The organism is Bacillus sp. FAU18 (assembly GCF_056033885.1).
Window position 1 is genome coordinate 581,510 of sequence record NZ_JBVYHZ010000004.1, and the last position, 23,893, is coordinate 605,402.

The 23,893-nt window shown below is 43.4% G+C and carries 23 protein-coding genes; 5 read left to right on the forward strand and 18 right to left on the reverse strand.

Features of this window, described 5'->3' with window-relative positions; genetic code table 11:
• Positions 1–66: 66 nt before the first annotated feature.
• Both oatA and AC0OMU_RS14095 read left to right on the forward strand, forming a co-directional pair.
• Positions 67–1,971, forward strand: coding sequence for a peptidoglycan O-acetyltransferase OatA (gene oatA / locus AC0OMU_RS14090; protein WP_474241246.1), 1,905 nt, complete (start codon positions 67–69; stop codon positions 1,969–1,971).
• Positions 1,972–2,172: 201 nt separating this feature from the next.
• Complete coding sequence (locus AC0OMU_RS14095) at positions 2,173–2,463, forward strand: YrhK family protein (protein ID WP_015483489.1); 291 nt, start codon at positions 2,173–2,175, stop codon at positions 2,461–2,463.
• 243 nt (positions 2,464–2,706) lie between these two features.
• On the opposite strand, the gene cypB is transcribed toward AC0OMU_RS14095, so the two are convergent.
• The 7 genes from cypB to AC0OMU_RS14130 form a co-directional block, all read right to left on the reverse strand.
• Positions 2,707–5,871, reverse strand: a complete 3,165-nt coding sequence (gene cypB, locus AC0OMU_RS14100; RefSeq protein ID WP_474241247.1) for a bifunctional cytochrome P450/NADPH--P450 reductase CypB — start codon at positions 5,869–5,871, stop codon at positions 2,707–2,709.
• Positions 5,872–5,887: 16 nt separating this feature from the next.
• A complete protein-coding gene (fatR, locus tag AC0OMU_RS14105; protein WP_015483491.1) occupies positions 5,888–6,472 on the reverse strand; it encodes a transcriptional regulator FatR in 585 nt (194 codons plus the stop codon).
• A 222-nt stretch (positions 6,473–6,694) separates the two neighbouring features.
• Positions 6,695–7,237, reverse strand: a complete 543-nt coding sequence (locus AC0OMU_RS14110) for a class I SAM-dependent methyltransferase (protein WP_474241248.1) — start codon at positions 7,235–7,237, stop codon at positions 6,695–6,697.
• Positions 7,238–7,424: 187 nt separating this feature from the next.
• Entirely contained in the window at positions 7,425–7,583 is a 159-nt protein-coding gene (locus AC0OMU_RS14115) for a hypothetical protein (protein ID WP_003229817.1), read from the reverse strand.
• A 156-nt stretch (positions 7,584–7,739) separates the two neighbouring features.
• On the reverse strand, positions 7,740–7,889 hold the full coding sequence (locus tag AC0OMU_RS14120) for a YrzI family small protein (RefSeq protein ID WP_015384217.1): 150 nt from the start codon (positions 7,887–7,889) through the stop codon (positions 7,740–7,742).
• 388 nt (positions 7,890–8,277) lie between these two features.
• Positions 8,278–9,078 carry a formate/nitrite transporter family protein gene (locus AC0OMU_RS14125; RefSeq protein WP_003229815.1) on the reverse strand — a complete coding sequence of 267 codons (801 nt, stop codon included), beginning with the start codon at positions 9,076–9,078 and terminating at the stop codon, positions 8,278–8,280.
• Positions 9,079–9,340: 262 nt separating this feature from the next.
• Positions 9,341–9,709, reverse strand: coding sequence for a Na-translocating system protein MpsC family protein (locus AC0OMU_RS14130; RefSeq protein ID WP_003229814.1), 369 nt, complete (start codon positions 9,707–9,709; stop codon positions 9,341–9,343).
• A 315-nt stretch (positions 9,710–10,024) separates the two neighbouring features.
• Here AC0OMU_RS14130 and fdhF point away from each other — a divergent pair, with 315 nt between their 5' ends.
• Positions 10,025–12,967 carry a formate dehydrogenase subunit alpha gene (fdhF, locus tag AC0OMU_RS14135; RefSeq protein WP_181219968.1) on the forward strand — a complete coding sequence of 981 codons (2,943 nt, stop codon included), beginning with the start codon at positions 10,025–10,027 and terminating at the stop codon, positions 12,965–12,967.
• A gap of 18 nt (positions 12,968–12,985) precedes the next feature.
• A complete protein-coding gene (locus tag AC0OMU_RS14140) occupies positions 12,986–13,468 on the forward strand; it encodes a helical membrane plugin domain-containing protein (protein ID WP_014477490.1) in 483 nt (160 codons plus the stop codon).
• A gap of 35 nt (positions 13,469–13,503) precedes the next feature.
• Here AC0OMU_RS14140 and AC0OMU_RS14145 read toward each other — a convergent pair whose 3' ends face one another.
• The 5 genes from AC0OMU_RS14145 to AC0OMU_RS14165 all read right to left on the reverse strand — a co-directional run bounded on the left by AC0OMU_RS14145 (position 13,504) and on the right by AC0OMU_RS14165 (position 17,302).
• Positions 13,504–13,734, reverse strand: a complete 231-nt coding sequence (locus AC0OMU_RS14145; protein ID WP_015483495.1) for a YrhC family protein — start codon at positions 13,732–13,734, stop codon at positions 13,504–13,506.
• A gap of 82 nt (positions 13,735–13,816) precedes the next feature.
• The gene (locus AC0OMU_RS14150) at positions 13,817–14,956 is read right to left on the reverse strand and encodes a bifunctional cystathionine gamma-lyase/homocysteine desulfhydrase (protein ID WP_015384221.1); all 1,140 of its coding nucleotides are present in this window, start codon (positions 14,954–14,956) and stop codon (positions 13,817–13,819) included.
• Between the two features lies 1 nt (position 14,957).
• Entirely contained in the window at positions 14,958–15,881 is a 924-nt protein-coding gene (locus tag AC0OMU_RS14155; RefSeq protein ID WP_181219969.1) for an O-acetylserine dependent cystathionine beta-synthase, read from the reverse strand.
• Between the two features lie 63 nt (positions 15,882–15,944).
• Positions 15,945–16,640, reverse strand: a complete 696-nt coding sequence (mtnN, locus tag AC0OMU_RS14160; RefSeq protein ID WP_009967881.1) for a 5'-methylthioadenosine/S-adenosylhomocysteine nucleosidase — start codon at positions 16,638–16,640, stop codon at positions 15,945–15,947.
• 20 nt (positions 16,641–16,660) lie between these two features.
• Positions 16,661–17,302, reverse strand: a complete 642-nt coding sequence (locus AC0OMU_RS14165) for a class I SAM-dependent DNA methyltransferase (RefSeq protein WP_015384223.1) — start codon at positions 17,300–17,302, stop codon at positions 16,661–16,663.
• Positions 17,303–17,494: 192 nt separating this feature from the next.
• Between AC0OMU_RS14165 and AC0OMU_RS14170 the strand changes: the two genes are divergently transcribed.
• Entirely contained in the window at positions 17,495–17,698 is a 204-nt protein-coding gene (locus tag AC0OMU_RS14170) for a YrzA family protein (protein ID WP_014477495.1), read from the forward strand.
• Between the two features lie 36 nt (positions 17,699–17,734).
• Here AC0OMU_RS14170 and AC0OMU_RS14175 read toward each other — a convergent pair whose 3' ends face one another.
• From AC0OMU_RS14175 to AC0OMU_RS14200, 6 genes are all read right to left on the reverse strand, one after another.
• Positions 17,735–18,436, reverse strand: a complete 702-nt coding sequence (locus AC0OMU_RS14175) for a YrrS family protein (RefSeq protein ID WP_015384224.1) — start codon at positions 18,434–18,436, stop codon at positions 17,735–17,737.
• A gap of 64 nt (positions 18,437–18,500) precedes the next feature.
• Positions 18,501–20,255 (reverse strand): peptidoglycan D,D-transpeptidase FtsI family protein, encoded by a 1,755-nt coding sequence (locus AC0OMU_RS14180; RefSeq protein WP_015483496.1) that lies wholly within the window; start codon positions 20,253–20,255, stop codon positions 18,501–18,503.
• Between the two features lie 53 nt (positions 20,256–20,308).
• Entirely contained in the window at positions 20,309–20,782 is a 474-nt protein-coding gene (gene greA, locus AC0OMU_RS14185) for a transcription elongation factor GreA (protein ID WP_004399078.1), read from the reverse strand.
• Between the two features lie 250 nt (positions 20,783–21,032).
• On the reverse strand, positions 21,033–21,668 hold the full coding sequence (gene udk, locus AC0OMU_RS14190; RefSeq protein WP_003225916.1) for a uridine kinase: 636 nt from the start codon (positions 21,666–21,668) through the stop codon (positions 21,033–21,035).
• A gap of 6 nt (positions 21,669–21,674) precedes the next feature.
• The gene (locus tag AC0OMU_RS14195) at positions 21,675–22,943 is read right to left on the reverse strand and encodes a peptidase U32 family protein (RefSeq protein WP_015384226.1); all 1,269 of its coding nucleotides are present in this window, start codon (positions 22,941–22,943) and stop codon (positions 21,675–21,677) included.
• An 18-nt stretch (positions 22,944–22,961) separates the two neighbouring features.
• On the reverse strand, positions 22,962–23,891 hold the full coding sequence (locus tag AC0OMU_RS14200) for a peptidase U32 family protein (RefSeq protein WP_015483497.1): 930 nt from the start codon (positions 23,889–23,891) through the stop codon (positions 22,962–22,964).
• Positions 23,892–23,893: the final 2 nt, after the last annotated feature.

Here is a 23,893-nt window from a genome sequence, read left to right on the forward strand (position 1 = left end):
TATTCGAGGTCGTAACCTCGCTATCAAAAACAACGAGAATATTTGCATACTATTGGAGGAATACCCATGTATCACAAGACACAGCATCATCGATACATCCCTGGACTTGATGGCCTTCGCGCTTTCGCCGTCCTGTCAGTTATCGCTTATCATCTAAATTTCAATTGGGCTAACGGAGGTTTTATCGGAGTTGATATCTTTTTTGTTTTATCCGGATATTTGATTACATCTATTCTATTACCGGCATATGGAAATGATATCAATCTTGATTTTCGGGACTTTTGGGTGCGCCGCATTCGGCGGCTTCTGCCGGCAGCGTACCTTATGATCTTTTCCACTGTTGTGTGGGTCGTATTGTTTGATCGAGAACTATTGCACACTCTACGTGGAGATGCGATCTCTTCTCTCTTTTATATGAGCAATTGGTGGTTTATTTTTCACAAGCTATCATATTTTGATAGTTTCGGTTCCCCATCACCTCTAAAAAACCTTTGGTCGCTGGCGATTGAAGAACAATTTTATATCATATGGCCGATGTTCTTAGTTGTTGGAATGTACATAATGAAAAGCCGCGCCAGATTGGCTACGGTGATATCATTGCTTGCGCTTTGTTCAGCCGTGATGATGAGCGTACTGTATGAACCTGGCGGAGATCCGAGCCGCGTTTACTATGGCACAGACACTCGTTCGTTTGGACTTCTCATCGGATGTGCCTTGGCTTTGGTATGGCCGATGAAAAGGCTGTCTTCCAACAGGCTGCCAAGCAAACTGAAGCACACTTTGCACGCCACTGAATTTTCGGCATTTTGTATTTTAGTGTTGTGTGTCTATTTCACAGATGAATACGAGCCTTTTCTTTACAGAGGCGGAATGCTATTCATTAGCGTGACTGCCGCAATCCTTATTGCATGTGTTTGCCATCCGAGCAGCTTTTTAGGCAATCTGCTTTCATGGAGGCCGCTTCGGTGGCTTGGAACGAGGTCTTACGGAATTTATCTTTGGCATTACCCTGTTATTGTGTTAAGCACGCCAGTTCAAGAAATCGGAAACCCTGTTTTTTGGCATATCGTGCTAAAGGTCATTTTGACATGTATACTTGCCGAGCTTTCCTATCATTTTATTGAGAAGCCGATACGGACACAGGGGTTTAGGTCATTTTTCCGCCGTGTTTTTATACATAGAATCAAGGAATGGAAAACGACATCTGTCATCAGCAAACTGTCAATTGGTTTCATTATTTTCGCTATACTTATTTTTGCAGGCGGGCTGTCAGGGCTAGCCGGCGAGCAAAAGCACCCTACCAAATGGACCTATAGCTCACAAGAAACAAATGCTGACTCCAGCCAGGCTTCTGGGGATAAAAAGAACGCTGCAGCAAATAAAAAACACTATCCTGAACAAAAGACAACAGAATCGGATCAACGTCAAAAGGAAAACAAAGATAGTGGGCAAGAGACTCATAAAAAGAAAGACACGCAATCCCAACAGCAGAAAAAACCAGCAGACACTGCGAAAGAAGTTTTAGCTATAGGAGATTCCGTCATGCTTGATATTTCTTCACACCTGCGTCAGTCATTTTCAAATGTGACGATTGATGGAAAGGTAGGAAGACAAATGTCTCAAGCTTTGGAACTCGCAAGGGAGTACAAGTCTTTTAATCAGCCGAACAAGGCTGTCATCATTGAGCTTGGAACCAATGGCTACTTTACAAACAGCCAAATCGAACAACTGCTTCAATCTTTCTCAAAAGCTCATATCTATCTTGTCAATACACGGGTTCCCCGCCAATGGGAAAGCAAGGTTAATGAGTCTTTACAACACCAGGCAAGCGCACATCAAAATGTTACGTTAGTTGACTGGCATACAGAAGCTCTTCAGCATCCAGAATATTTTACCCCTGATGGTGTTCACTTGATTCCTAAAGGGGCAAAAACTTTGACTGCTCTTATTGTTCAGGCGATGAAATCGTAAAAAAAGAGATTCTATGGGATCTCTTTTTTACTAATTGCCTCTGGTTTTTGAAGGAAGATCTTGCGACTATAACTAAACATTCAAACAGAAGAGTATTCTAACTGCTTAAAATCGTTGATTATGTCTCCTTTCAGCAAGGCAGCCCTTATGTTTACATTCCGTTTACGTAAGGGTAAGCCAAAATAGAATGGAGGGATGATGGTGACAGTAAATGAAGAACGTGACATCCAAAAAGAGCTGAAACGATATGAGCTTTTTTTCAAAAAACGATATAAGATTCTTTATACAGTAAACGATTTTATTATTGGTGCTTTGTTTCTCGTCGGGAGCTTTTTCTTTTTTTATGACCGATTAATGTCGGCAGGGATTTGGCTGTTTGCGATCGGAAGCTTGCTGCTGTTAATCAGGCCCACGATCCGGCTGATTCATGACTTTCATTACCGTAAGCATGTGGAACAGCAATTCAAGCATCAATCTTCAACAGATGACTGATCTTAAGGAATAAGCAAGAACAAAATGCCAAAAGCCTGAGTTGAAAATCAAAAACAAGACTTTTAGACTATTTATTTTTAAAAATAAGGTAAAAAGAACTAAACTTTTGCCTCTGCATGCCGATATGAATAATAAGGCCGGCGCGATACTCCCTATAACATCCTTTTCAGTAGATTTCATTATCGTGCCGGTTTTCTCACATGCAAAGCAATCCCGCCAATCAGATTGGCGGGATTTTATGTTTTACATTCCTGTCCAAACGTCTTTTACATAACGTTTTTGATCTTGCAGCTTTTGCAGCCATTCAGCTGATTCTTCCTGACTTGCTCCTTTTTCAGCTTCATACGCCAATCGCAAAGTTTTCTCTACATCAGGAGCCATTTGCGATCCATCACCGCATACGTAAATATGAGCCCCTTTTTCAATGAGTGTCATCAATTTCTGCGTATCTTGCTTGAGCAAGTGCTGGACATATTCTTTTGGTTCGTTTTCGACGCGCGAGTAGCATCGGCGGATTGTGACCAAACCGTCCTGTTCCGCTTGATCCAGCTCTTCTCTGTAAAGGTCGTCATGGTCCGGGCGGCGGCAGCCGAAGTATAAAAGTGCTTCACCAAGGGTGCTTCCTTCCTTCTTCAAAACCGATCTTGCCTGAATAAAGCCCCTGAATGGCGCAATTCCTGTGCCCGGCCCGACCATAATCATAGGCGTTTCAGACTCATCCGGCATTTGGAATCCGGACTGCGGAGTACGAATGAAACAGGCTGCTGCATCACCTGTATTCAATTCTGCTAAATAATTAGAGGCGACACCCCGGTATTCACCTCGGCCGCTCCATGCTGAGGCTTTCACAACTCCTACCGTCATGCTCACGATATTTGCATGAACTTTCGGTGAGCTTGAAATGGAATAGTATCTCGGTTTTAGTGATGGCAAAAGTGCTAAAAACCGTTCAAACGGCATTTCGCAAGCAGGATAATCCTCTAAAAAATCAAGCATGGTAAGACGTTTTGCAAGTACCTGCTCTTTGTAAATGCCATCATCTGAAACGAGCTGTTCCAGCTCTTTTTGATGCGGCGGACAAACTGTATAAGAGGCCAGCTCCCGAAGCTGAAGCCTTGATGCCGGTTCCTGCAGCTCTACATAGGACGACAATAAATCCACTACTTTTATCGGCCGATCCATCGGCAGATGAGCCATATGAGCGCTTCCGCTTACTTTTATCACATGATTGGACTGCAAACCGAATCGGCTGAGAACCCGCTGAACAAGCTCCCTGCTGTTCTTCGGCATGATTCCGATATGATCGCCTTCTTTATATGTTTTACCAGCCGGAATTTCCAATTCAATATGGCGGGTTGAACGCGTGCTGTCAGCTGTCTGGAGTTCTCGATTCTCTAACACTACCCCTTCAAACGCGCCATATGCTTTAGCAACCGGCGTTTCCGTCGCTTCACTGAGAAAAGTAATCGATAATGAAGGCCTGTCTTCTTTCTGGGCTATTTCGTTAATATCAAATGCGTCCATCGTTTCCTTCCAGAAGCGGTTTTCCCAAGACTCGCGATGGCTTTCAAAATCATCGGCGGCGTCACCTTCCCCAATCTCTGTTAAACGCGATGCCCCCTTTGCTTTCATCATGTCATCAATCAGGCGGGGAATCCGCTGATACGTGCTGGCCCAGCTCCGGTTCCCGCAGCCGAATACCGCATAGGAAACACCTTTCAATTGGCCTTCCTTAAGCTCTTTCAGCCACTCTACAAAGCCGGCAGCATTATCAGGCGGCGCCCCATTATAAGAAGCCGTTACAATGACGACTGCCCCTTCTTCAGGGAGCTTGCCGATATAATCATCAAGCGGAGCCGTTTCAGCTGCAAAGCCCATCTGGCGGCCTTGAGCAGCCAGTTCACCGGCTATTCCCTCAGCTGTCCCAAGGTTTGAACCATAAAGAACGAGTAAAGGTGTGCCGTGTATAGGTTTGGTTTCTTTTGGCTTTGTTTCTGCTTTGATGTCTGCCTGTTCTTTTCTCTGTACATTGATTGCCGCTGTTTTCCGCGGTTTCACAGTAATTTTAAAATCATCCGGCTTGATCGTTAATGCTTCTTTGATTTTTAGTTCGTAGCCAGTATGGTTTATCAATTCAAAATGCTTTAATACAAGACCGAGAACCATTGTCGCTTCTTGAAGAGCAAACTGCATGCCAATACAAGCACGCTGTCCGTTTCCAAACGGCTTATACGCATGGTGAGGGAAACTTGAAGGATCCTCAAACCGTTCCGGACGGAAATCTTCCGCATCCGGTCCCCAAGCGTTTTGATCCCGGTGCAGTTTTGGAATTAAAACAGTGACTGGCTGCCCTTTGCTGATCGGATAATCCCCGCCTAGAACAGTATCCTCCTTCGCATATAGAGAAAAAGCCGGAGCTGTTGGATACAGTCTGAGGGTTTCATTTAAAACCATCCGAATGTATTTGAGCTGCTGGATTTGTTTATATTCAGGCGTGTCATCCGTTAACACGCGATCCGCTTCCTCCTGAGCTTTTTTCAGTTTTTCCGGATGTGTAAGCAGACAATAAATCGCAAAGGAAAGCAACCCGCTTGTTGTCTCATGTCCAGCAATTAAAAATGTGATGATTTGGTATCGAATGTTTTCGTCATCCAGCGTTTCACCCGTTACTGGATCTTTGGCATAAAGCATGAGAGACAAGAGATCCTTGATGTTATCATCCGGATTCGCCTTTCGCTCCGCTATCATTCTATCAACCAGGGAGTTCATGACTTCTATATCCTTTTGGAACTGCAGCTTCGTTTTCACCATCATTTTATCTTGCAGGCCCAGTCTTTTCGATTGATTCATCGCCTCTTTTAAGGCACGGAGCATACTGGTGATAAAGGGATGCTGTGAATCACGGTAAAAGCTGTTGAATCGATAGTTAAACCCGCATAACCCAATCGTATCAAGCGTCAGACGTGTCATATCGTCCGCTACATCAATTTCTTCATTAGGGTTTAACCGGCTCCACTTTTGAATCAGCTGGGTTGCGATATCCAGCATCATAGAATGATAGCCTTTCATCGCTTTTTGACTAAAACTCGGCAGCAAAATGCGGTGGGCTTTTTGCCAGTTCGGTTCGTGCGTCCAGCTTGTAAATAAGCCATCTCCCCCGAACTCGCGCACCTTTTGCAAGCCTTTGCCAAGGTTCTTGTCGAAGCGGCTTTCATCACATACTTCAGCCACAAGATTGTGGCCCGAGACAAAAACACTGGATACTCCCGGAAAATCAAAACGGAAAATCGGTCCCAATTCATCAGCTATCCGCCATAAGGATTGAGAAAGCTGTTCTTTTTCCAGATGCGGAAGATTTTTTAAAGGTCCGTATGTTTTGGGCTGAGGTATTGCGCTTGCCTGTTTCATTAACATCTCCCTTTCCTTATTTTTGTGATGAATGAAGCTTAATGGCGTCCCAGCAGCATTGTTCCAATTCAGTAATTAAATCAGTGTCCATCTCTATATCACCTGTTTGGACGAGCTGATATATCTTGAGAAACGCCCCTAATACAATCGCAATTAACACATTAGAGGGCAGGTTGCGAATCACGCCTTCCGCTTTTCCCTTATTAAAATAGTCATCAAGCATTTGAGTCAGATTTTCTATCATTTTTTTGCTTGTATGATTTAAGTAATGAGCATCTTTTTTGGTTTCAAGAAAAAAAAGCGCATAGTCGCTCTCTTTCGTAAACTGAACGAGACAGCAAAATACGTGGTGAAAGCCTTCTCTGACAGGCAATTCTGAAACGTCTTGCTTCAGTTTTTCCGTAAATCGCTGGATGCTTTCTTGAAACAGTACGTTGACGAGTGTTTCTTTGCTGTCAAAATAACGATAGATCGTTCCTGTCCCTACATGAGCACGTTCAGCTATCATAGGAATAGTGGTAGCGTCAAAACCCCTTTCCGTAAAAAGTGAGACCGACGCTTTCATAATCATGTCGTATTTACTGCTGGATGCGGATAACATGTAATCTGACAACCTCCGATTCGTTTGCGGAATGAATATTCATTCCTTTTGTTCACAAAGAATGTCTGCCCTGTCTGAAATCACCTCTTTGTTCTTTCTTCTGTTATAAGTTTATATGAAAAAAACTTTTTTTAATATAAAGTATATGCAAAAAATAAAAAATTAAGAAAATATACCCAAATCCTAAAGCGAGGATCTTGGATATATTTCCCGAGAAATTTTTTATTTAACAGCCACAATACATAGACAGGAATCACGCCGGATAACAGAAAGATCCCTGAAATGCTGGTCTTTCAGCAGTTGAATATACGTTTTCTCTTTTTCACCGGTATTTGTGTCAATACTGATATAAAACCGGCCGTCAATTTGAAGCACCCTGTAAATTTCTCTTAATGCAAGCCTAATATCGGTGCAGCTTTGAACCGTATGTAAAGAAAAGACTTTATTAAAGGTACGGTCATCAAAGGGAATGTCCTCTGGATAGCCATGACAAACCTCCCCGTTCCCCATGTTCTTTCGATTCGCACGTGATATCTGTCTTACCTTTCGTTTTGAAGGATCAATGCTTTTTAGGCTTCCCTTTTCTAGTTTCTTGGTTATGCTTTTAAAGACAGTGTCATTTCCAATTCCAATTTCTAAAATTCTGTCATTTCCTTGTATATCTATAGAGTCAATCATCATATGCTCAATTGTTTTGGTTAGCTTATATTTCCGAGAAAATAATTTCCAAAAATCCGATCGTTTATAGAGTCTATTTTCTAGCATTTTAAACACCTGCTTTTGGTTTCCTATGTTTATTTATTATATTCAAAAAATAAACATCATCTTCATTCTAAAAGTGAAGGAAGGTACCAACTAGACGGCAATGTATTGAAAAATGTTTCAATAGAACTAAACTTTTTCATTTTTTTCCGCAAAAAAAGCAGAAAACAAAATGTTTTCTGCCCTCTTTCTAATGCCAATGATAAGGGAATACATACAGCCTTTGCTGCTGCATTGCCATCAGCCTCTGCTGTCGGAATGGATTTCCATAACCATGTTTGAAGGAATGCGGCATGGACGCATAACCATGGCCAATCGACGGCAGCCTTTTTTGATAATCGTTCATCATGCCATCACCTGCCTCACAGTAACGTTGATTTATTGTATGCAGGCAGGCATTTTCTTGACAGCTGTTTCGCTAAACTTGGTCCTTCTCCATTGTATAATGCATCAATAATTCCATTCTAAGCATATGCCATTCCCCCTTCAGTTTTTTTCGTTGCTTTTAGCGCCAGTTTGTTAAATAAAGATGCTTTAACTGAGACTCTTTCATTTCATCATAAATCTGCTCAATCTGCTGTTCTCGTTCGAGTTCTTCCAGGCTTTTAAACCGTTTTTTAAGCGTTAACGTTAAAAAGAATAGGTTAATCGTCATATCGCTCACCCCCTTTCAAAGTCCGCACAAGCGAAATAACCCGCGGCACACCCCTTCTGCTGCGGGCAAATAAAAACCGCAGACAAAAGAAGACACCAATGCCTCTACTGCCTGCGGGGAGTTGCGTATGTCCGACTATTCCGAATTTAATGCGTGCGATAAGCATCGGTTAAGGAAGGACACGAACTCTTCCACAGGCTGAATAAACCATGAACTTTTACATGTGTATCACGTACAGGTTGACGTCGTTGTCTCATTGTCATTTTGGTTCAGCCTCCTTTGCTTTTTTCTTACTTTGTAAGTATATCCACCAAATTCCATTTTGTAAACATCTTTTTCTAAAAATGGACGGAAATTGTGCAAATCATCGAATGGATTTGCCCGTTGGTCATGACACCTGCTTCATTTCTTTTCTGGAGCGGTCTTTCTTATGATATGCAATAAAATAAATGAGACCCACAAATACAGCTCCGCCGATGACATTACCGATAAAAGCCGGAATGATGTTTCCGATGAACTGCCCCCACGTGAATGAGCCTGCAAAAATGGCAGCAGGAATCACAAACATGTTGGCGACAACGTGCTGAAATCCGATAGCCACAAAAGCCATGATTGGGAACCAGATGCCAAGGATTTTTCCTGCTGCGTCTTGGGCGCCGAAAGAAAGCCACACTGCAAGACATACAAGCCAGTTACAGCCGATGGCGGAAATGAGAACCTTGCCAAAGCTCATATCAAGCTTTCCTTGGGCAACGGCAATCGTTTTTTCTAAATAAGGACCTGTTTCAGTTAATCCAACCAAATGCCCGAAAAAGTACGCAACAAACAATGCGCCGATTAAGTTCATAATTGTGACGATTCCCCAGTTAATCGCTAACTCTTTTACTGATATTTTTCTCGAAAATAACGCCATCGCAACTGACATCATATTGCCTGTGATCAGTTCAGCGCCAGCGAGAACGACAAGGATCAGACCGACTGGAAATACTGCTGCACCAATCAAACTGGACAGGCTCCCCCATTCTTTCGGAAGATCGCCGATTACCCTGATATCAAGCAAATACCCAAGCGCGATAAATGCACCGCCTAAAAACCCCAGCACAAGCAGTGACGGCAGCGGGAGCTTTATTTTTTTCATCCCTGCTTCAATTGCTGCTTCCGCTATTTCATCCGGTTTTCGAAAAGCCATAATTAAACGCCTCCATTACTTCTTCTTTTCTCACAGTTATGCAAGAAAGGCAATAAAAAAGGCAGCACTCAAATAACCTGTGTCAAACCAGGCGTTTGAATGCTGCCTAACTTGTATGCATACCCATACAACAATATCAAGCAGTATATAAGATATTGAAAGAGAATATATACAGTTCGTGCATACATTCCATTGCTTTAGCCTTCTATAACTGTAGCAACATCATATCAAATGTGACAAATTTGTGTCAATGACAAATATACTAGCTTTGCAGAACTTCTTTTTGCTCATCTATTTTTCGGTCAAAAACAAATACAGATACAGCGATGTTTTCCTCAATTTTAATATCAGAAAATAAATGGACTAGCTTAGCTCCCATGAGTTCCTCCATTCCTTCCGGTGTTTGTTTGGAATAAAGGTCTTGAATTAGGCTTGTCCGGGCCGCATGTACCATCTCTCTTCCTTCAGGCGTGCGGGCGATAAACTGCTCGCTTGCACTCAGATTTCCGTATAGTGTTGAAACTGCCATGTTTTCTACAAATACAGTATGAATTCTCTCAGGCCCTTTTCCGAACAATTCTTTACGAAGTTTTCGAATAATATCATTGAATTCATGAATTTTTTTAGACATGCTGATTACCCCTTCCGATATTGCCTTATAAAGGCTTTTCCCGGTTCCCCTCAGGACATTTCACTTGGTTAAAATTTTCCTGCCATATTGTATTATAATAAATATCACATTATAATAAAAGCAGTGTTGATGGATTTGTAATAGGATCTTGTTATGAGTCTATCGTTTTATAAAAATCAAGGATTGGTCTGTTAGTAAGACTTGCTAGTGAACTATTCCGCCATGTGTGTTTACACCTTCTTAGAATTAAGGGCAGGTGTATCTATACATGGCTTTTTTTGACTTCTTGAAAGAAAGATGGAGGGGAATATGAATATGATGGACGTTAAGTCGATCAGTGTCCGTGTAGACGGAACAGAAATTCAAGCACGAGCAGGGGCCACAATTTTAGATATTTTAAATGAAAACGGAATTGAATACCCGCAGATTTGCCACGTACCAGAGGTTGACCCGATTCAAACTTGTGATACTTGCATAGTAGAAGCAAATGGCAAGCTGGTTCGTTCATGCGCGACGGTTGCAGAAAACGGGATGTCAATTGATCTTTCAGGAAATCGAGTGAAAGAAGCGCAAACCGAAGCGATGGACCGCCTTCTTGAAAATCATTTGCTGTATTGTACAGTTTGCGATAACAACAATGGCAACTGTACGCTGCATAATACAGCGGAAATGATGGGGATCGAGCATCAAAAATACCCATATACGCCAAAAGAAGATCCTTCTTGCGCGGTTGATATGTCTCATCCTTTTTACCGCTATGATCCAAACCAATGTATTGCCTGCGGCCAGTGTGTTGAGGTCTGTCAAAACCTTCAGGTAAATGAAACACTCTCAATCGACTGGGAACGCGAACGCCCTCGCGTCATTTGGGATGAGGGAGTTTCGATCAATGAATCTTCCTGTGTCAGCTGCGGTCAGTGTGTAACAGTATGTCCATGTAATGCACTGATGGAAAAATCAATGCTCGGGCAGGCTGGTTTTATGACAGGCATTAAAGAGGACGTCATGGAACCGATGATTGATCTCGTGAAAAATGTTGAACCGGGGTATGGCAGCATTTTTGCCATTTCTGAAGTCGAAGCGGCAATGCGTGAAACAAGAACGAAAAAAACGAAAACTGTATGTACGTTCTGCGGTGTCGGGTGTTCATTTGAAGTATGGACAAAAGGACGGGATATTTTAAAGATCCAGCCTGTTTCTGATGCTCCAGTTAACGCGATTTCCACATGTGTCAAAGGGAAATTCGGCTGGGATTTCGTCAATTCAAAAGAACGGATCACAAAGCCTTTAATCCGTAAAAACGGAGCCTTTGTGGAATCTTCTTGGGAAGAAGCCCTCGATCTTGTCGCAAGCAGATTAGGATCAATCAAAGAGCAGTACGGTAAAGGCTCTGTAGGGTTTATTTCTTCTTCTAAAATTACGAATGAAGAAAACTACGTCATTCAAAAGCTAGCGCGTCAGGTATTTGAAACAAACAACGTCGATAACTGCTCACGCTACTGCCAGTCTCCTGCTACAGACGGATTGTTCCGCACTGTCGGCATGGGCGGTGACGCCGGCACGATTAAAGATATTGCCAAAGCAGGTCTCGTCATCATTGTCGGTGCCAATCCGGCGGAAGGACACCCAGTGCTCGCAACACGCGTCAAACGGGCACACAAGCTCCACGGTCAAAAACTGATTGTTGCCGACCTGCGTAAAAATGAGATGGCTGAGCGATCTGATCTGTTCATCAGCCCTAAACAAGGCACAGACCAAGTTTGGCTAATGGCTGTTACGAAATATATGATCGACCAAGGCTGGCACGATCAGGCGTTTATTGATGAGAACGTCAATTACTTTGAAGATTATAAAGAAACCCTTAAAACGTATACGCTTGATTATGCAGAACGCATCACAGGCCTTTCAAAAGAAAACATCATTCAAATTGCTGAAATGATTCGTGATGCTGACGGCACTTGTGTCCTTTGGGGAATGGGTGTCACACAAAATACAGGCGGTTCTGATACATCAGCAGCCATTTCAAACCTGCTTCTCGCTACGGGCAACTATCGCCGTCCAGGTGCCGGCGCTTATCCTCTGCGCGGACACAATAACGTGCAAGGCGCTTGTGATATGGGAACATTGCCTGGCTGGCTGCCGGGATATCAGCATATTACAGATGACAAAGCCCGTGCTAAATTTGAAGAGGCATATGGTGTCGAGATAGATGGAAAGCCTGGTTTAGATAATATTCAAATGCTTCATGCCATTGAAGAAGGAAAAATGAAAGCTATGTATCTTGTCGGTGAGGATATGGCACTGGTCGATTCAAACGCGAACCATGTGCATGATATTTTATCAAGCCTTGATTTCTTCGTGGTACAGGACATCTTCCTGTCAAGAACAGCTCAATATGCCGATGTCGTCTTGCCGGCCACTCCTTCACTTGAAAAAGACGGAACATTTACCAACACAGAACGCCGTGTCCAGCGATTGTATCAGGCGCTTCCGACGCTTGGTGACGCAAAACCGGACTGGTGGATTATTCAAGAGGTGGCAAACCGTTTAGGAGCGAATTGGACTTACAGCCATCCAAGTGACATTTTCTCTGAAATGGCGAGTCTTTCTCCTCTGTTTGCCAAAGCAAGCTATGAGGTGCTTGAAGGCTGGAACAGCTTCCTATGGGGCAGCTTCACAGGTGAAAGCACACCGCTTCTGTATGAAGACGGATTTAATTTCCCTGACAAAAAAGCCCGCTTTGCCCTTTCTGATTGGACCGAGCCAGCGGCATTTCCGGAGGAATACGACCTTCATATCAATAACGGCCGGATGCTGGAGCATTTCCACGAAGGAAACATGACAAATAAATCGAAAGGCATCCAAGCGAAAGTGCCGAATGTATTCGTTGAGATCTCACCTGAGCTTGCACAAGAGCGAGGTGTTTGTGACGGTTCGCTTGTACGGCTCGTTTCTCCGTTCGGAGCAGTCAAATTGAACGCGCTGATCACAGACCGGGTACGGAAAAATGAACTCTATCTGCCAATGAACTCGACAGACAAGGAGTCAGCGATTAACTTCTTGACGGGCCCTGCAGCTGATAAACGGACGAACACGCCTGCTTATAAACAGACTAAGGTTCGCATGGAAGTGCTTGGCGGCTGTGAAACAGCGCCGCTTCCAAAAACAAATCCGCGCAACAAAAAACGGCATCCGCAAAACGGAGTCGAAGCAGAAAGAAAATGGAACCGTCCTGGCTATGTCCATCTGACTGATTAAACGATAGGAGGAAAACGAATGGCCACTCCGATTACGACGATCAAAAAAGAAACAAAAACAGCTGAGCAAATTAAGCTTGAAAAAATAGAAGAACTGAAAGAGCTGCTGGCGGAAAATGAGGACGCCGTCTCTAAAACGATGACGTTAATGAATGAACTCAATGATCTTGGAATTTTTGATGCGGCAACAAGCATGCTCAGAGCGAAGGAAGACATTGCCAAGATTGCGCTTGGCCAAGTTTCCCGCGAGCCTGTCACCAACCTCATCAACACGATGATGGCCGCCGGAGGCGCATTGACAAAAGCCGATCCTGAGTTTACAGCAAAGCTTTTAGAAAGCGTAATGGCTGGGACTGAACAGGCACAAAGCTTTTTAAAAGAAGACAAGAAAGTCGGGATTCTCGACCTGTTAAAAGCAATGAACGATCCTGACATCAACAGAGCCGTCGGCTTCGGCCTTCAGTTTTTAAAAGGCATGGGAAAAGAACTTCGAGAAAAATAACAGAAAAACAGCCATCGCTGATGATGGCTGTTTTTTTATTCGTCGGCTTCTTCCAAACGCTTCTTGTAAATAAGTGAACGGTCAGCGCAAAAGAAGGCACCGGCTAAAAATAAGCAATCCGCTAAAAACATCGTCGATTTCTGGCCTAATGTTAAGCCTTGATCAGGGAGAACTGCGCCTATATATAAAAAAGTGCTGACTGCAAGCAATGTAAAAGCAAAATGCTTGTAGTCTTCTTTTAAAGATTTCATTCTATTTTTGTTCAAAAGAATCACCTGCCAGATTCATAGTATACGACTATTATAATATAATCCGGCGGCTTACAGAGAAAGCAATTCTATCCATTTGTTATATATTTTCAAGCGCTTGGCCGATATCTTCCAACAAGTCTTCCGCATCTTCAATTCCTACAGAAATTCTGATCAAGCCGTCCGTAATGCCGAGCTCAAGCCGGCGTTCTCTCGGAATAGAAGCATGTGTCATTCTTGCAGGAACAGAAATTAAACTTTCAACCGCCCCCAGGCTTTCAGCAATGGTAAACAGTTTCAGATTTCCTAAAAACGCATCAACCCGTTCTTCACTGCCAATATCAAAGGAGATCATGCCGCCGAAGCCAGATCCTTGCGTTTTTGCAAGCTCATGTTCGGGATGATTTGAAGAACCAGGATAATATAACGTTTGGACAGCAGGGTGATTCTCAAGAAAGCTTGCGATTTTCCGCGCATTTTGATCGATCGCTTCCATTCTGAGTCCCAACGTTTTGATTCCTCTCATTAACAGCCAGGAATCTTGAGGGCCAAGCACGCCGCCTGTGGAGTTTTGCACAAAATGCAGCTCTTCTCCAAGCTCTTTCGAAGCTGTCACAACTAAACCTCCGACGACATCACTGTGTCCGCCAAGATATTTTGTCGCACTGTGAAGTACGATATCAGCGCCTAAAGTAAGCGGCTGCTGAAAATAAGGAGTGTAAAAGGTATTGTCTACAATAAGCAGAACACCCGCTTTTTTTGCGATATCAGCCATGAGCGTCAAGTCGGTGATTTTGAGCAACGGGTTTGTCGGTGTTTCAATATAAATGGCTTTTGTATTAGGGCGAATCGCTTTTTCAACTTCTTCTCTGCTGCTCGTATCGACAAATGTTGATTCAATGCCAAGACGGTTAAGCACCTTTGTCATCACGCGGTATGTTCCGCCGTACACATCATCAGTCAACACGACATGATCTCCGCTGTTAAACAGCATCATAACCGCTGTAATGGCAGCCATTCCTGAGCTGAACGCATAGCCTGCTTCCCCGCTTTCCAGTTCTGTCACAAGTGCTTCGAGAGCGGTTCGAGTCGGATTGGCCGTTCTTGAATACTCGTAGCCTGTATGCTGCCCTGCTTTCGGCTGCTTGTACGTGCTTACTTGATAAATCGGCACGGAAACTGCGCCTGTTTTCTCATCACCTGTGATTCCGCCATGTATCATCAATGTTTTTTTCTTCATATCAGATGCCTCCTTCGTATATTTGTTTGCTGATATATCGATCGCTGCTGTCAGGAAATACTGTGACAATGTTAGTTCCAGCAGATGCTTTTTTCGCTTCCTCCAATGCCGCATAAAGCGCTGCACCTGAAGAGCTTCCGATCAGCAGTCCTTCTTTTTCTGCCGCTTCTTTCACAAGTCTAAACGCATTCTCATCCGTTACGGTGTAGATCTCGTCAAAGTGGCTCTTATTCATATAATCAGGGATAAACTCCATGCCGATGCCCTCTGTTTTATGAGCGTGGGGTTCCCCTCCGTTTAAAATCGAGCCCTCCGGTTCAACAATCACCGTTTTGACTGCTGGATTTTTTTCTTTTAAGAAGGAAGCTGTTCCTGCGAACGTGCCCCCTGATCCTGCCCCTGCGACAAACGTATGAATATTCCCGTCAAGCGCTTCCCACATTTCAGGTCCAAGCGTCTTATAGTAAGTCGATGGATTTACTTGGTTTTTAAATTGCAAAACGCAATAAGAATTTTCAATTTCAGTCTCCAGCTGAATGGCTTTTTGAATGGCGCCCTGCATTCCGTCTTGACGCGGTGTATGAATGATTGATGCGCCAAGCGCTTGCATAATTTGCTGTTTCTCTCTGCTGAAATGTTCAGGGACACAGAAAATCGCTTTCAACCCATATTTTCTGGCACTTAGCGCAAGGCCGATCCCTGTATTGCCTGCTGTAGCTTCTATAATCACTCCGCCAGGTTTCAACTTGCCTGAATCGAGCGCGTCACGAATCAGCATATCTCCCAGTCTGTCTTTGATGCTACCCCCGGGATTCATCATTTCAAGCTTGGCATACACCGCGACTCCTTCTGGAACATCAAAGTTCTTCAAGCGGAGAAGCGGTGTATTCCCAATCAGCTCAGTAATGTCCGTAATCACTGTCATATATGTCCTCCTCCTAATTAGAGGTTGTTTTTAGAAAAAACGGAGGAGAACATTCTCCCCGTTTTAATGAATTCGTTTGATCACCTTTAACACAAGCTCTGTTGAATGGACAGCCGCCTGCTCTAAAAATTGGTCAAATGAAACATGTGATTCTTTTCCTGCGATATCAGATAACGCTCTGATGACGACAAACGGCGTTTTAAATTGATGGCACACTTGAGCAACTGCCGCAGCCTCCATTTCAACCGCGTACAGATCAGAAAATCTCGCACGCACCTCTTCAACCCGCTTCGGATCGTTCATGAAAGAATCGCCTGTTGCAATTGTTCCTTTTGCAACCTGAATGCCGTCGAGTTCAGATACCGCTTCTTCCGTGATGCTGATCAGCTTTTCATCCGCCGCATAAGCAGCCGGAAGGCCCGGCACTTGGCCGTATTCATAGTCAAAAGCCGTTACGTCTACATCATGGTGGCGAACGTCAGTGGAAATAACGACATCCCCTACATTCAATGTATGATGAAATCCGCCGGCTGAGCCTGTGTTAATGACATAATCAGGCTTGTAACGGTCAAGCAGAAGCGTTGTGCTGATAGCAGCATTTACTTTTCCAATTCCTGATTTTAAAAGAATCACTTCAGTTCCTTCATATTCGCCTGTTGTAAATTCACAGTGTGCGATCGTTTCTGTTTTTGCATTTTCAAGTTTGTTTCTTAGGATGGTAACTTCCTCTTCCATTGCTCCGATGACTGCTAGTCTCATCTATTCACATTCCCTTCACTTTACCGTTTGATCGCCTCCATTATCCACACGAAGTCGTTTTGCTGAGTGAATCGGACTGCAAAACCTTCAGCTGTAAACATTTCTTTCAACGCATCCAATGTAGGATAATGCTCTGTCTCTAAATCATTTGCAAGCTGATAGAAGCCTTGAGAACGGGCTTTATCGATAGCCTGTTGATACGCTTGCGCATCTTCAAAGACGGTATCGGCAAACACTATTTTATCATGCAAGTGAAGGTATTTGCCATATTGCTTTATGGCAGCCCGCTTTTCTTCGTCAGTCAAATGATGAAAAGCATATGAACTGACAATTGTATCAGCCTGAAATGGCGGCTCAGGGAATGTCAGGAAGTCTCCATCAACGATTTCCGTCCTGCCTGAAAGCTTGTCAGAAGCCAGTTTACGCATTGCTGGAGAAGGTTCGATTCCAAATACAGTTTTGCCTGCATCGAGCAGCTTAGCTGTCAAATTCCCGGTCCCCGGGCCAAATTCTAACACATGAGTTCCAGATTTGCTGACGATGGCATCAAGGATATGATCGTAGCCTCTGAACGCTTCTTTATACTGAATATCTAAACCTTGTACTGTTTGATCATAAGTTGCTGCCCAATCTTCAAAGAGAGGGATAAATTCACGTCCCATATTTGTCACACTCCATATTTAATAATTCCTATAAGCATACTATGAATTAATGATGGAACAGTTCCTATAATACCACATCTTCTGAAAAGCAGGTACTAAAACACTTTGTGTATTTAATGCCATCTCATATTGCGCATTGACCGCAAAAAAGCTTATACTTCATATGACTTGTGAAAGCTGGAGGGTCAAGACATGAATTTTCAATTAGATCTGATTAAAGACAAAGTGGAATTTTTTGAAGCGGCTTCATTGCAGGAGCTTGAAAAGAAAATCAATACACAAATTGAAAACAATAAAGCCATCATGCTCCGGGTGAAATCTGTTTCACACCAAACTGCTGTGGCAGAAGGACGAATATTGTACAGCGCGGTGGTTCATTTCGCAGCTGAAGCCTAAAACAAAAGCAGCCGGTTGTAATCCGGCTGCTTTTGTTTATTTTAGCTTTTCTACTTTTGTCGGCTTCCAGCCTTTTTCATCGACCCATGTAATCGTGACTTGATATTTATTCCCAGTCGCCTTGTCCAAAATTTTGCCTTTGGCATCCTGAGGGCTGCCGTTATTTCCAAGCCAGAGCACCGTCATGTTATCTGTTGAGACACCAGTTGCGTACGAGATGGCTTTCAGCATCTCAGCCCAGTCTTGTGAGCTTGAATCATAAGTAGCGGCATGCTCGCCAGTCTGCTCAGTTCCGACTGCTTTCCAGTCAGGATTTTCATACGTTTTTTCCACATCGTTCGATGAGCCGCCTTCTGTTACTTTTGCATCTTTAAGCCCGTCACCGGCTGAATCTGAGCTTGAATCTGAATCAGAGTCATCTTTTTTAGAAGAAGAATCATCTTTTTTGGAATCAGAGTCAGAAGACTTCTCAGAATCCTTTTCGCTGTCAGATGTATCTTTCTTGCTGTCTTTTATATCCTCATCCGATTTCTTTTCCGTCTTTCCTGAAGCCGGAGATTCCTGTTTTTGCGCCGTTTCAGAATCCTTGCTGACATCTTTGCTAGAAGGACTGTTAATGAAGAGATTCGCTGCTACTACGACAATTAGTATGGATACGATTGCGATTAAAATGTTAAGCACTAAATTGGCTTTTCTGCGTTTATCACGATTTTCATAACGAGATTGATTATTGCTCAATAATTCTGCACTCCTTTATCCCTCTTGGCTCAGCATATATTTTAACATGTGCTGAGAAGTTGTTCTATTTCTGATTGATTTCAATTTCGTGTACTTTTTTAACAATATCATAAAACACCGAATTTGTCAGAGCCTTATCTCCCGGTGTATCCATGTGTAAAACAACCAGAGCGTATTTCGGCTTATCCGCGGGAAAATATCCGGCAAACCATTTTTCATAGAGTGTTTCCTTCTCTTTTGAAAGCTTGCCTGTCTGAGCTGTGCCCGACTTCCCTGCTACAGTATACGGAAGATCTTGAAACCTTCTGCCCGTTCCGGAAGGAGATTCTACCACCCGCCGCAGTATTTTTTGAAGCTGCTGTGACGTATATTTGTCTATCGTTTCCCCTTTGAGCTTCTGATCTTTAAACGTAACGAGCGTTGTGCCGTTCTTATACTCAATTTGTTCGGCAATTTTCACCTGCCGTTTTTCTCCGCCGCGGGCGATTGTCGCCATCATATTGGCTACCTCCAGCGGCGTTACCTTTACATTTTTCTGCCCGATTGCTGTTTGCGCAATGGCTTTTTTGACTGATTTGTCTTTTTCATCCCCCCAAATCACGCCGCTTTTTTCGTTATACAGCTGGCGGAAATCGGTTTCGTGGTACAGTTTTCCCTCCCAGCCTGCCCGATCAGTGAGAGCCAGCTTCTCGGACATATCTTCAATAACCGAGCTGTCTTTTTTCATTAATTGTTCTGCAAGGCTCGTAAATGTGTAATTACAGCTTTGGGCAAAACTTTCATCAAAAGACAAGGTTCCTTTGTCGTCCCCCGGCTCCCCGTACAGATTTAAATTGCAATTAAAGGTTTGACTAGGCTTCACCATATTATTTTCGATTGCAGCTGCGGCAATGACTGTTTTAAAAACTGATCCGGGATAGATTGGCGTCAGCATATAATTTTGAAGTGTGTTTTGCCGGGACACATCCGCATCTGGTTTGCTTACAATTCCCAGAACACTGCTATTTTCGATGTCCAGCAGCACAGCTCCTCCCTTTTTCAGCCCCTGTTCATCCAATACCTCCTCCATCACATTTTGAATGCTTTGATCGATCGTTGTTTTGACCTGGAGCGGATAAAATGTATTGGCTTCAGCTGTATATTTGACGTCCATGCCAAACAAAGGGTTTCCTTTTCCGTCCACATGATATAAAAGCTTTGTGTCTTGTTCCGGAAGCAAAAACTCGTCAAATGTCCGTTCTAAACCGGTTGTTCCGATTTCTGTTGTAATCGGAAGGCTCTCCTTGTCAGGATATTTCTTGCGAAGCAGCGCCGGATCTTGGTTCGTGCTCCCTATGGTATGTGAAGCAAGGCTGGGCTCGTCTTCATTCTCCATATATACGCCGTAAATGCCGGGATATTTCAAAGAATTGATTTTTGTGATAGATTGTTTTGAAAGTGTTTTGATTTTCTTTTGCTGCAAAATGACCGGTTTTTTTGCCTTACCTAGTGTCTGGCGCAAATCATCTTCAGACATGCCGAGGATGTCCGCAACTTTTTTGATCGGCCAATCCTGCGTCAGCAGAAAAGGGAACAAAACAACCGCAGGCTCGCTTTGTCCTGTCAGCGCCCGCCCGTTTCGATCTAAAAAAGAGCCTCTTCCATCTGAAATGAGCACTTCCTCCGTCCGCTGTTTCACACTTTCTTGAATCAAATTAATTTTCTTTTTAGAAAATGATTCTGTGAAAAACAGCTGGATTTCTGCAAGCCTCAGCAGAAGCAGAAAAAATACAATCAAAAAAGCGATGACTGCCAGCTTCATTCGTTTCGATATCTTCATAAAAAAACACCTCACCCACATTGTGGACGAGGTGTTTCGCTGCTAAACAGATATTATGAAATTTTCACAATTTTCACGAGCATTTCTCCGCCCGGTGTTTGTACTGTGACTTCTTCATCTACTTTTTTGCCCAAGAGGCTTTTTGCGATCGGTGAATCGTTTGAGATTTTCCCTTCAAACGGGTCAGCTTCCGCGCTTCCGACGATCGTATATGATTCTTCGTCACCGTCAGGCAGTTCGACGAAAGTGACGGTTTTACCCAAACCGACAACGTTAGAGCCGCCGTCATCTTCAATGATTTTCGCATTGCGAATCATATTTTCAAGAGTCGTCACGCGGCCCTCTACAAATGCCTGCTCTTCTTTCGCTGAATCGTATTCAGAGTTCTCGGAAAGGTCTCCGAAGCTTCTCGCAATTTTGATGCGCTCTACTACTTCTTTTCGTTTAACCGTTTTCAAATATTCTAATTCTTGTTCAAGTTTTTGTTTTCCTTCTGCAGTCATAGGAAAAACTTTCTCTTGTGCCATGTCCCTTCACTCCTTCTGGTTGTCCCTCAACATCTTCGATTATGTATGAGAGCATAAACTAAAAAATACAAGAATGAGAACACAGGGCAGTCCTCGTTCTTCTCTCCCATATAGGTACTGTTTATCTTAAACTGAATCTTGTCGTTCTGCAAATATTTCGCGTTTATAAACAGGGAAAGAAGGGAATTCGCACATTCCCTTCCTGCCTATACATAATATGGTCAGAGTTATTTATGTCTATGCTATGGTATTACAAAATCGCGTTTTGTTCAAGAATGGTTTGAATTTTTGTGACCATCAGATCAATTGCGACGTGATTCTGACCGCCTTCCGGGATAATAATATCAGCGTATCGTTTCGTCGGCTCGACGAATTGGTTATGCATCGGACGGACCACTGACACATATTGTTCAATGACAGAATCAATAGAGCGTCCGCGCTCATTAATATCTCTCATAATCCGTCTGATGATACGCAAGTCAGCGTCCGTATCAACATAAAGCTTGATATCCATCAGATCACGAAGCCTTTTGTCTTCAAGAACAAGAATGCCTTCAAGGATAATAACATCCTTTGGCTCTACGTGAACCGTTTCTTCTGAACGTGTGTGAAGCTTATAGTCATAAATCGGCTTTTCAATCGGACGGTAATTCAATAGATCCTGAATATGCTCGATTAAATAGTCATTATCAAACGCAAGCGGATGATCATAGTTTGTGTTCAGCCTTTCTTCAAACGGAAGATGGCTTTGGTCTTTATAATAAAGGTCCTGCTGGATCATTAAAATCGAGTGTCCTTTAAACTGTTCATAAATGGACCGTGTGACACTCGTTTTTCCTGAACCGGAACCTCCTGCGATTCCAATGACTACTGGATTCTTACCCATGGGCTGTTACTTCCCCTTTCTCATCATGTTGCTCGGATAAATCTTTTTGTCTAGTTTGAATTTGACAATTTGCAGGGGATGGCGGGCAGCATCTAGCTCATTTCCGTCTTCGTCCCAAATGGTTTCAATCGTATGTGTAAAGTTTTCGATTTCTGGACCGAAAAATTCCACTTCGTCGCCTTTTTTGAAGAAATTGCGCTGCTGAAGCGTGACCATTTGTGTATCTTCATCATAATTCAGCACTAAGCCGACAAAATCATATGTCGTTTTCTTGGCGTGTTCGCCGAACATTTGCTCTTCATAGCCTGGCGTTCCTTCAAAGAAAGCTGTCGCAGTGTCCCTGTTGGCGCACTTATCAAGCTCTTCAAGCCATTCTTTTTGAATCACAAAGTTCTCTGGATCAGCGCAATAAGCATCGATTACTTTGCGGTATACGCTGACAACAGTTGCTACATAGTGAATGGATTTCATGCGGCCTTCAATCTTTAAGCTGTCGATCCCCATTTCAATCATTTTCGGAATGGATTCAATCAGCTTCAAATCTTTCGGGCTCATCGCAAATGGTGCATCTTCTTCACCATACAAAGCAACGGCGTTGGCACCGTCTGTTTGATAGAGATCATAATCCCAGCGGCATGACTGGCAGCAGCCTCCGCGGTTGGAATCCCGAGCTGTCATGTGATTGCTCAGCACGCAGCGGCCGGAATATGCAATACACATTGCGCCATGAATGAAGGATTCGATTTCGATATCTACCTTTTCTTTCATTTCTCTGATTTCAAGAGCGCTTGTTTCACGTGCCAGCACGACGCGGTCGAGACCTTCTTCCTTCCAGAACTGGACAGCCTTCCAGTTTGAAAGAGACTGCTGTGTGCTCAAGTGAACCTCAACATTCGGCGCCACTCTGCGGCATGTTTCAATAATAAGCGGATCTGCCACAATAATACCGGCAACGTTGGCGTCTCCAAGCGCTTTTAAATAGTCTTCAAGCCCGTCCATGTTTTCATTATGAGCGAAAATATTCGTTGTTACGTAGATCTTCGCGCCATATTTCTTTGCGAATTCAACGCCTTCTGCAATTTCTTCGATCGTAAAGTTATCGGCATTCGAGCGCAGCCCGTATTCCTGTCCCCCGATAAAGACCGCGTCCGCTCCGTAATGAACAGCGATTTTCAGCTTTTCAAGATTACCCGCAGGTGCAAGAAGCTCCGGCTTTTTCGTAATCACACGCTTTCCATTAACGATTGTGGATATATTATCATTTACGGCAGTCATAGCTTAACCTCCTTTTGATTAATAAACCGTTTCCTTGAAGAAGAATCCGGTATCAATTTTTCTGTTTACTGGCTGGATGCTTTCAATGCGTTCGATCCAGTCTTCTTTTTTCGCTTCGTATTCGTCACGGTTTTCCACGCACAAATCAATTGCTTCTCTGTACATTTTGGTGACTTCTATTAGGTATTCAGACGTTTTCAAAACACCGTCGATCTTGAAAGAATCAATTCCGGCATCTATCAATTCCTCGAGCTCATCAATGATGCACACATCGTTCGGGCTCATGATGTGAGTGCCGTTTTCATCTTCGAAAATCGGATATTTATTATCACGTTCTTTATCGTGTAAAAACATGCCTGATTCTTTTTTCTTTCTTTCAATGTCCATGACTTTGCCCTGATATTCAAAATAGTTTCCAATCAAAGAACGCTTCGATTGGAACATGCACGTCATTCCATGCACCTGGATTTCAATTTCGACTTCAGCATTTTCTTTAATCTCAACAATGCTGTCCATGTTTAATTCTCTGGCAAGCACAGAACGCGCCGCACCCTTGCGTCCCCAGTAGTTGCATGTATAATAGTTGGTGCCTGTCGTTTCTGTGCTCCAATGAAGCTTCAGAGCAGGCGCAGATTCACGGGCAGCCATCAGCACGGCAGGATCGCCGAATACCGCTGCATCGACACCGGCTTCTGCCAAGAAAGCCAGATATTCGCCAAGCTCACCCACTTTATCGTTATGGAAAATTGCATTTACAGCAACGTATACTTTTGCCCCTTCTTTGTGAGCAATCTCTACGGCTTTTGTTATATCTTCACGAGAAAATTCTCCGGCTAATCTCAAGCCGTATCTCTGTTCCCCAACTAAAAACGCAGTTGCCCCCGCCTGTATGAGCGGCAAAATGTCCGCTGTACTCGTCGGCGTCACTAAGAGCTCTGGTTTTTTCATGA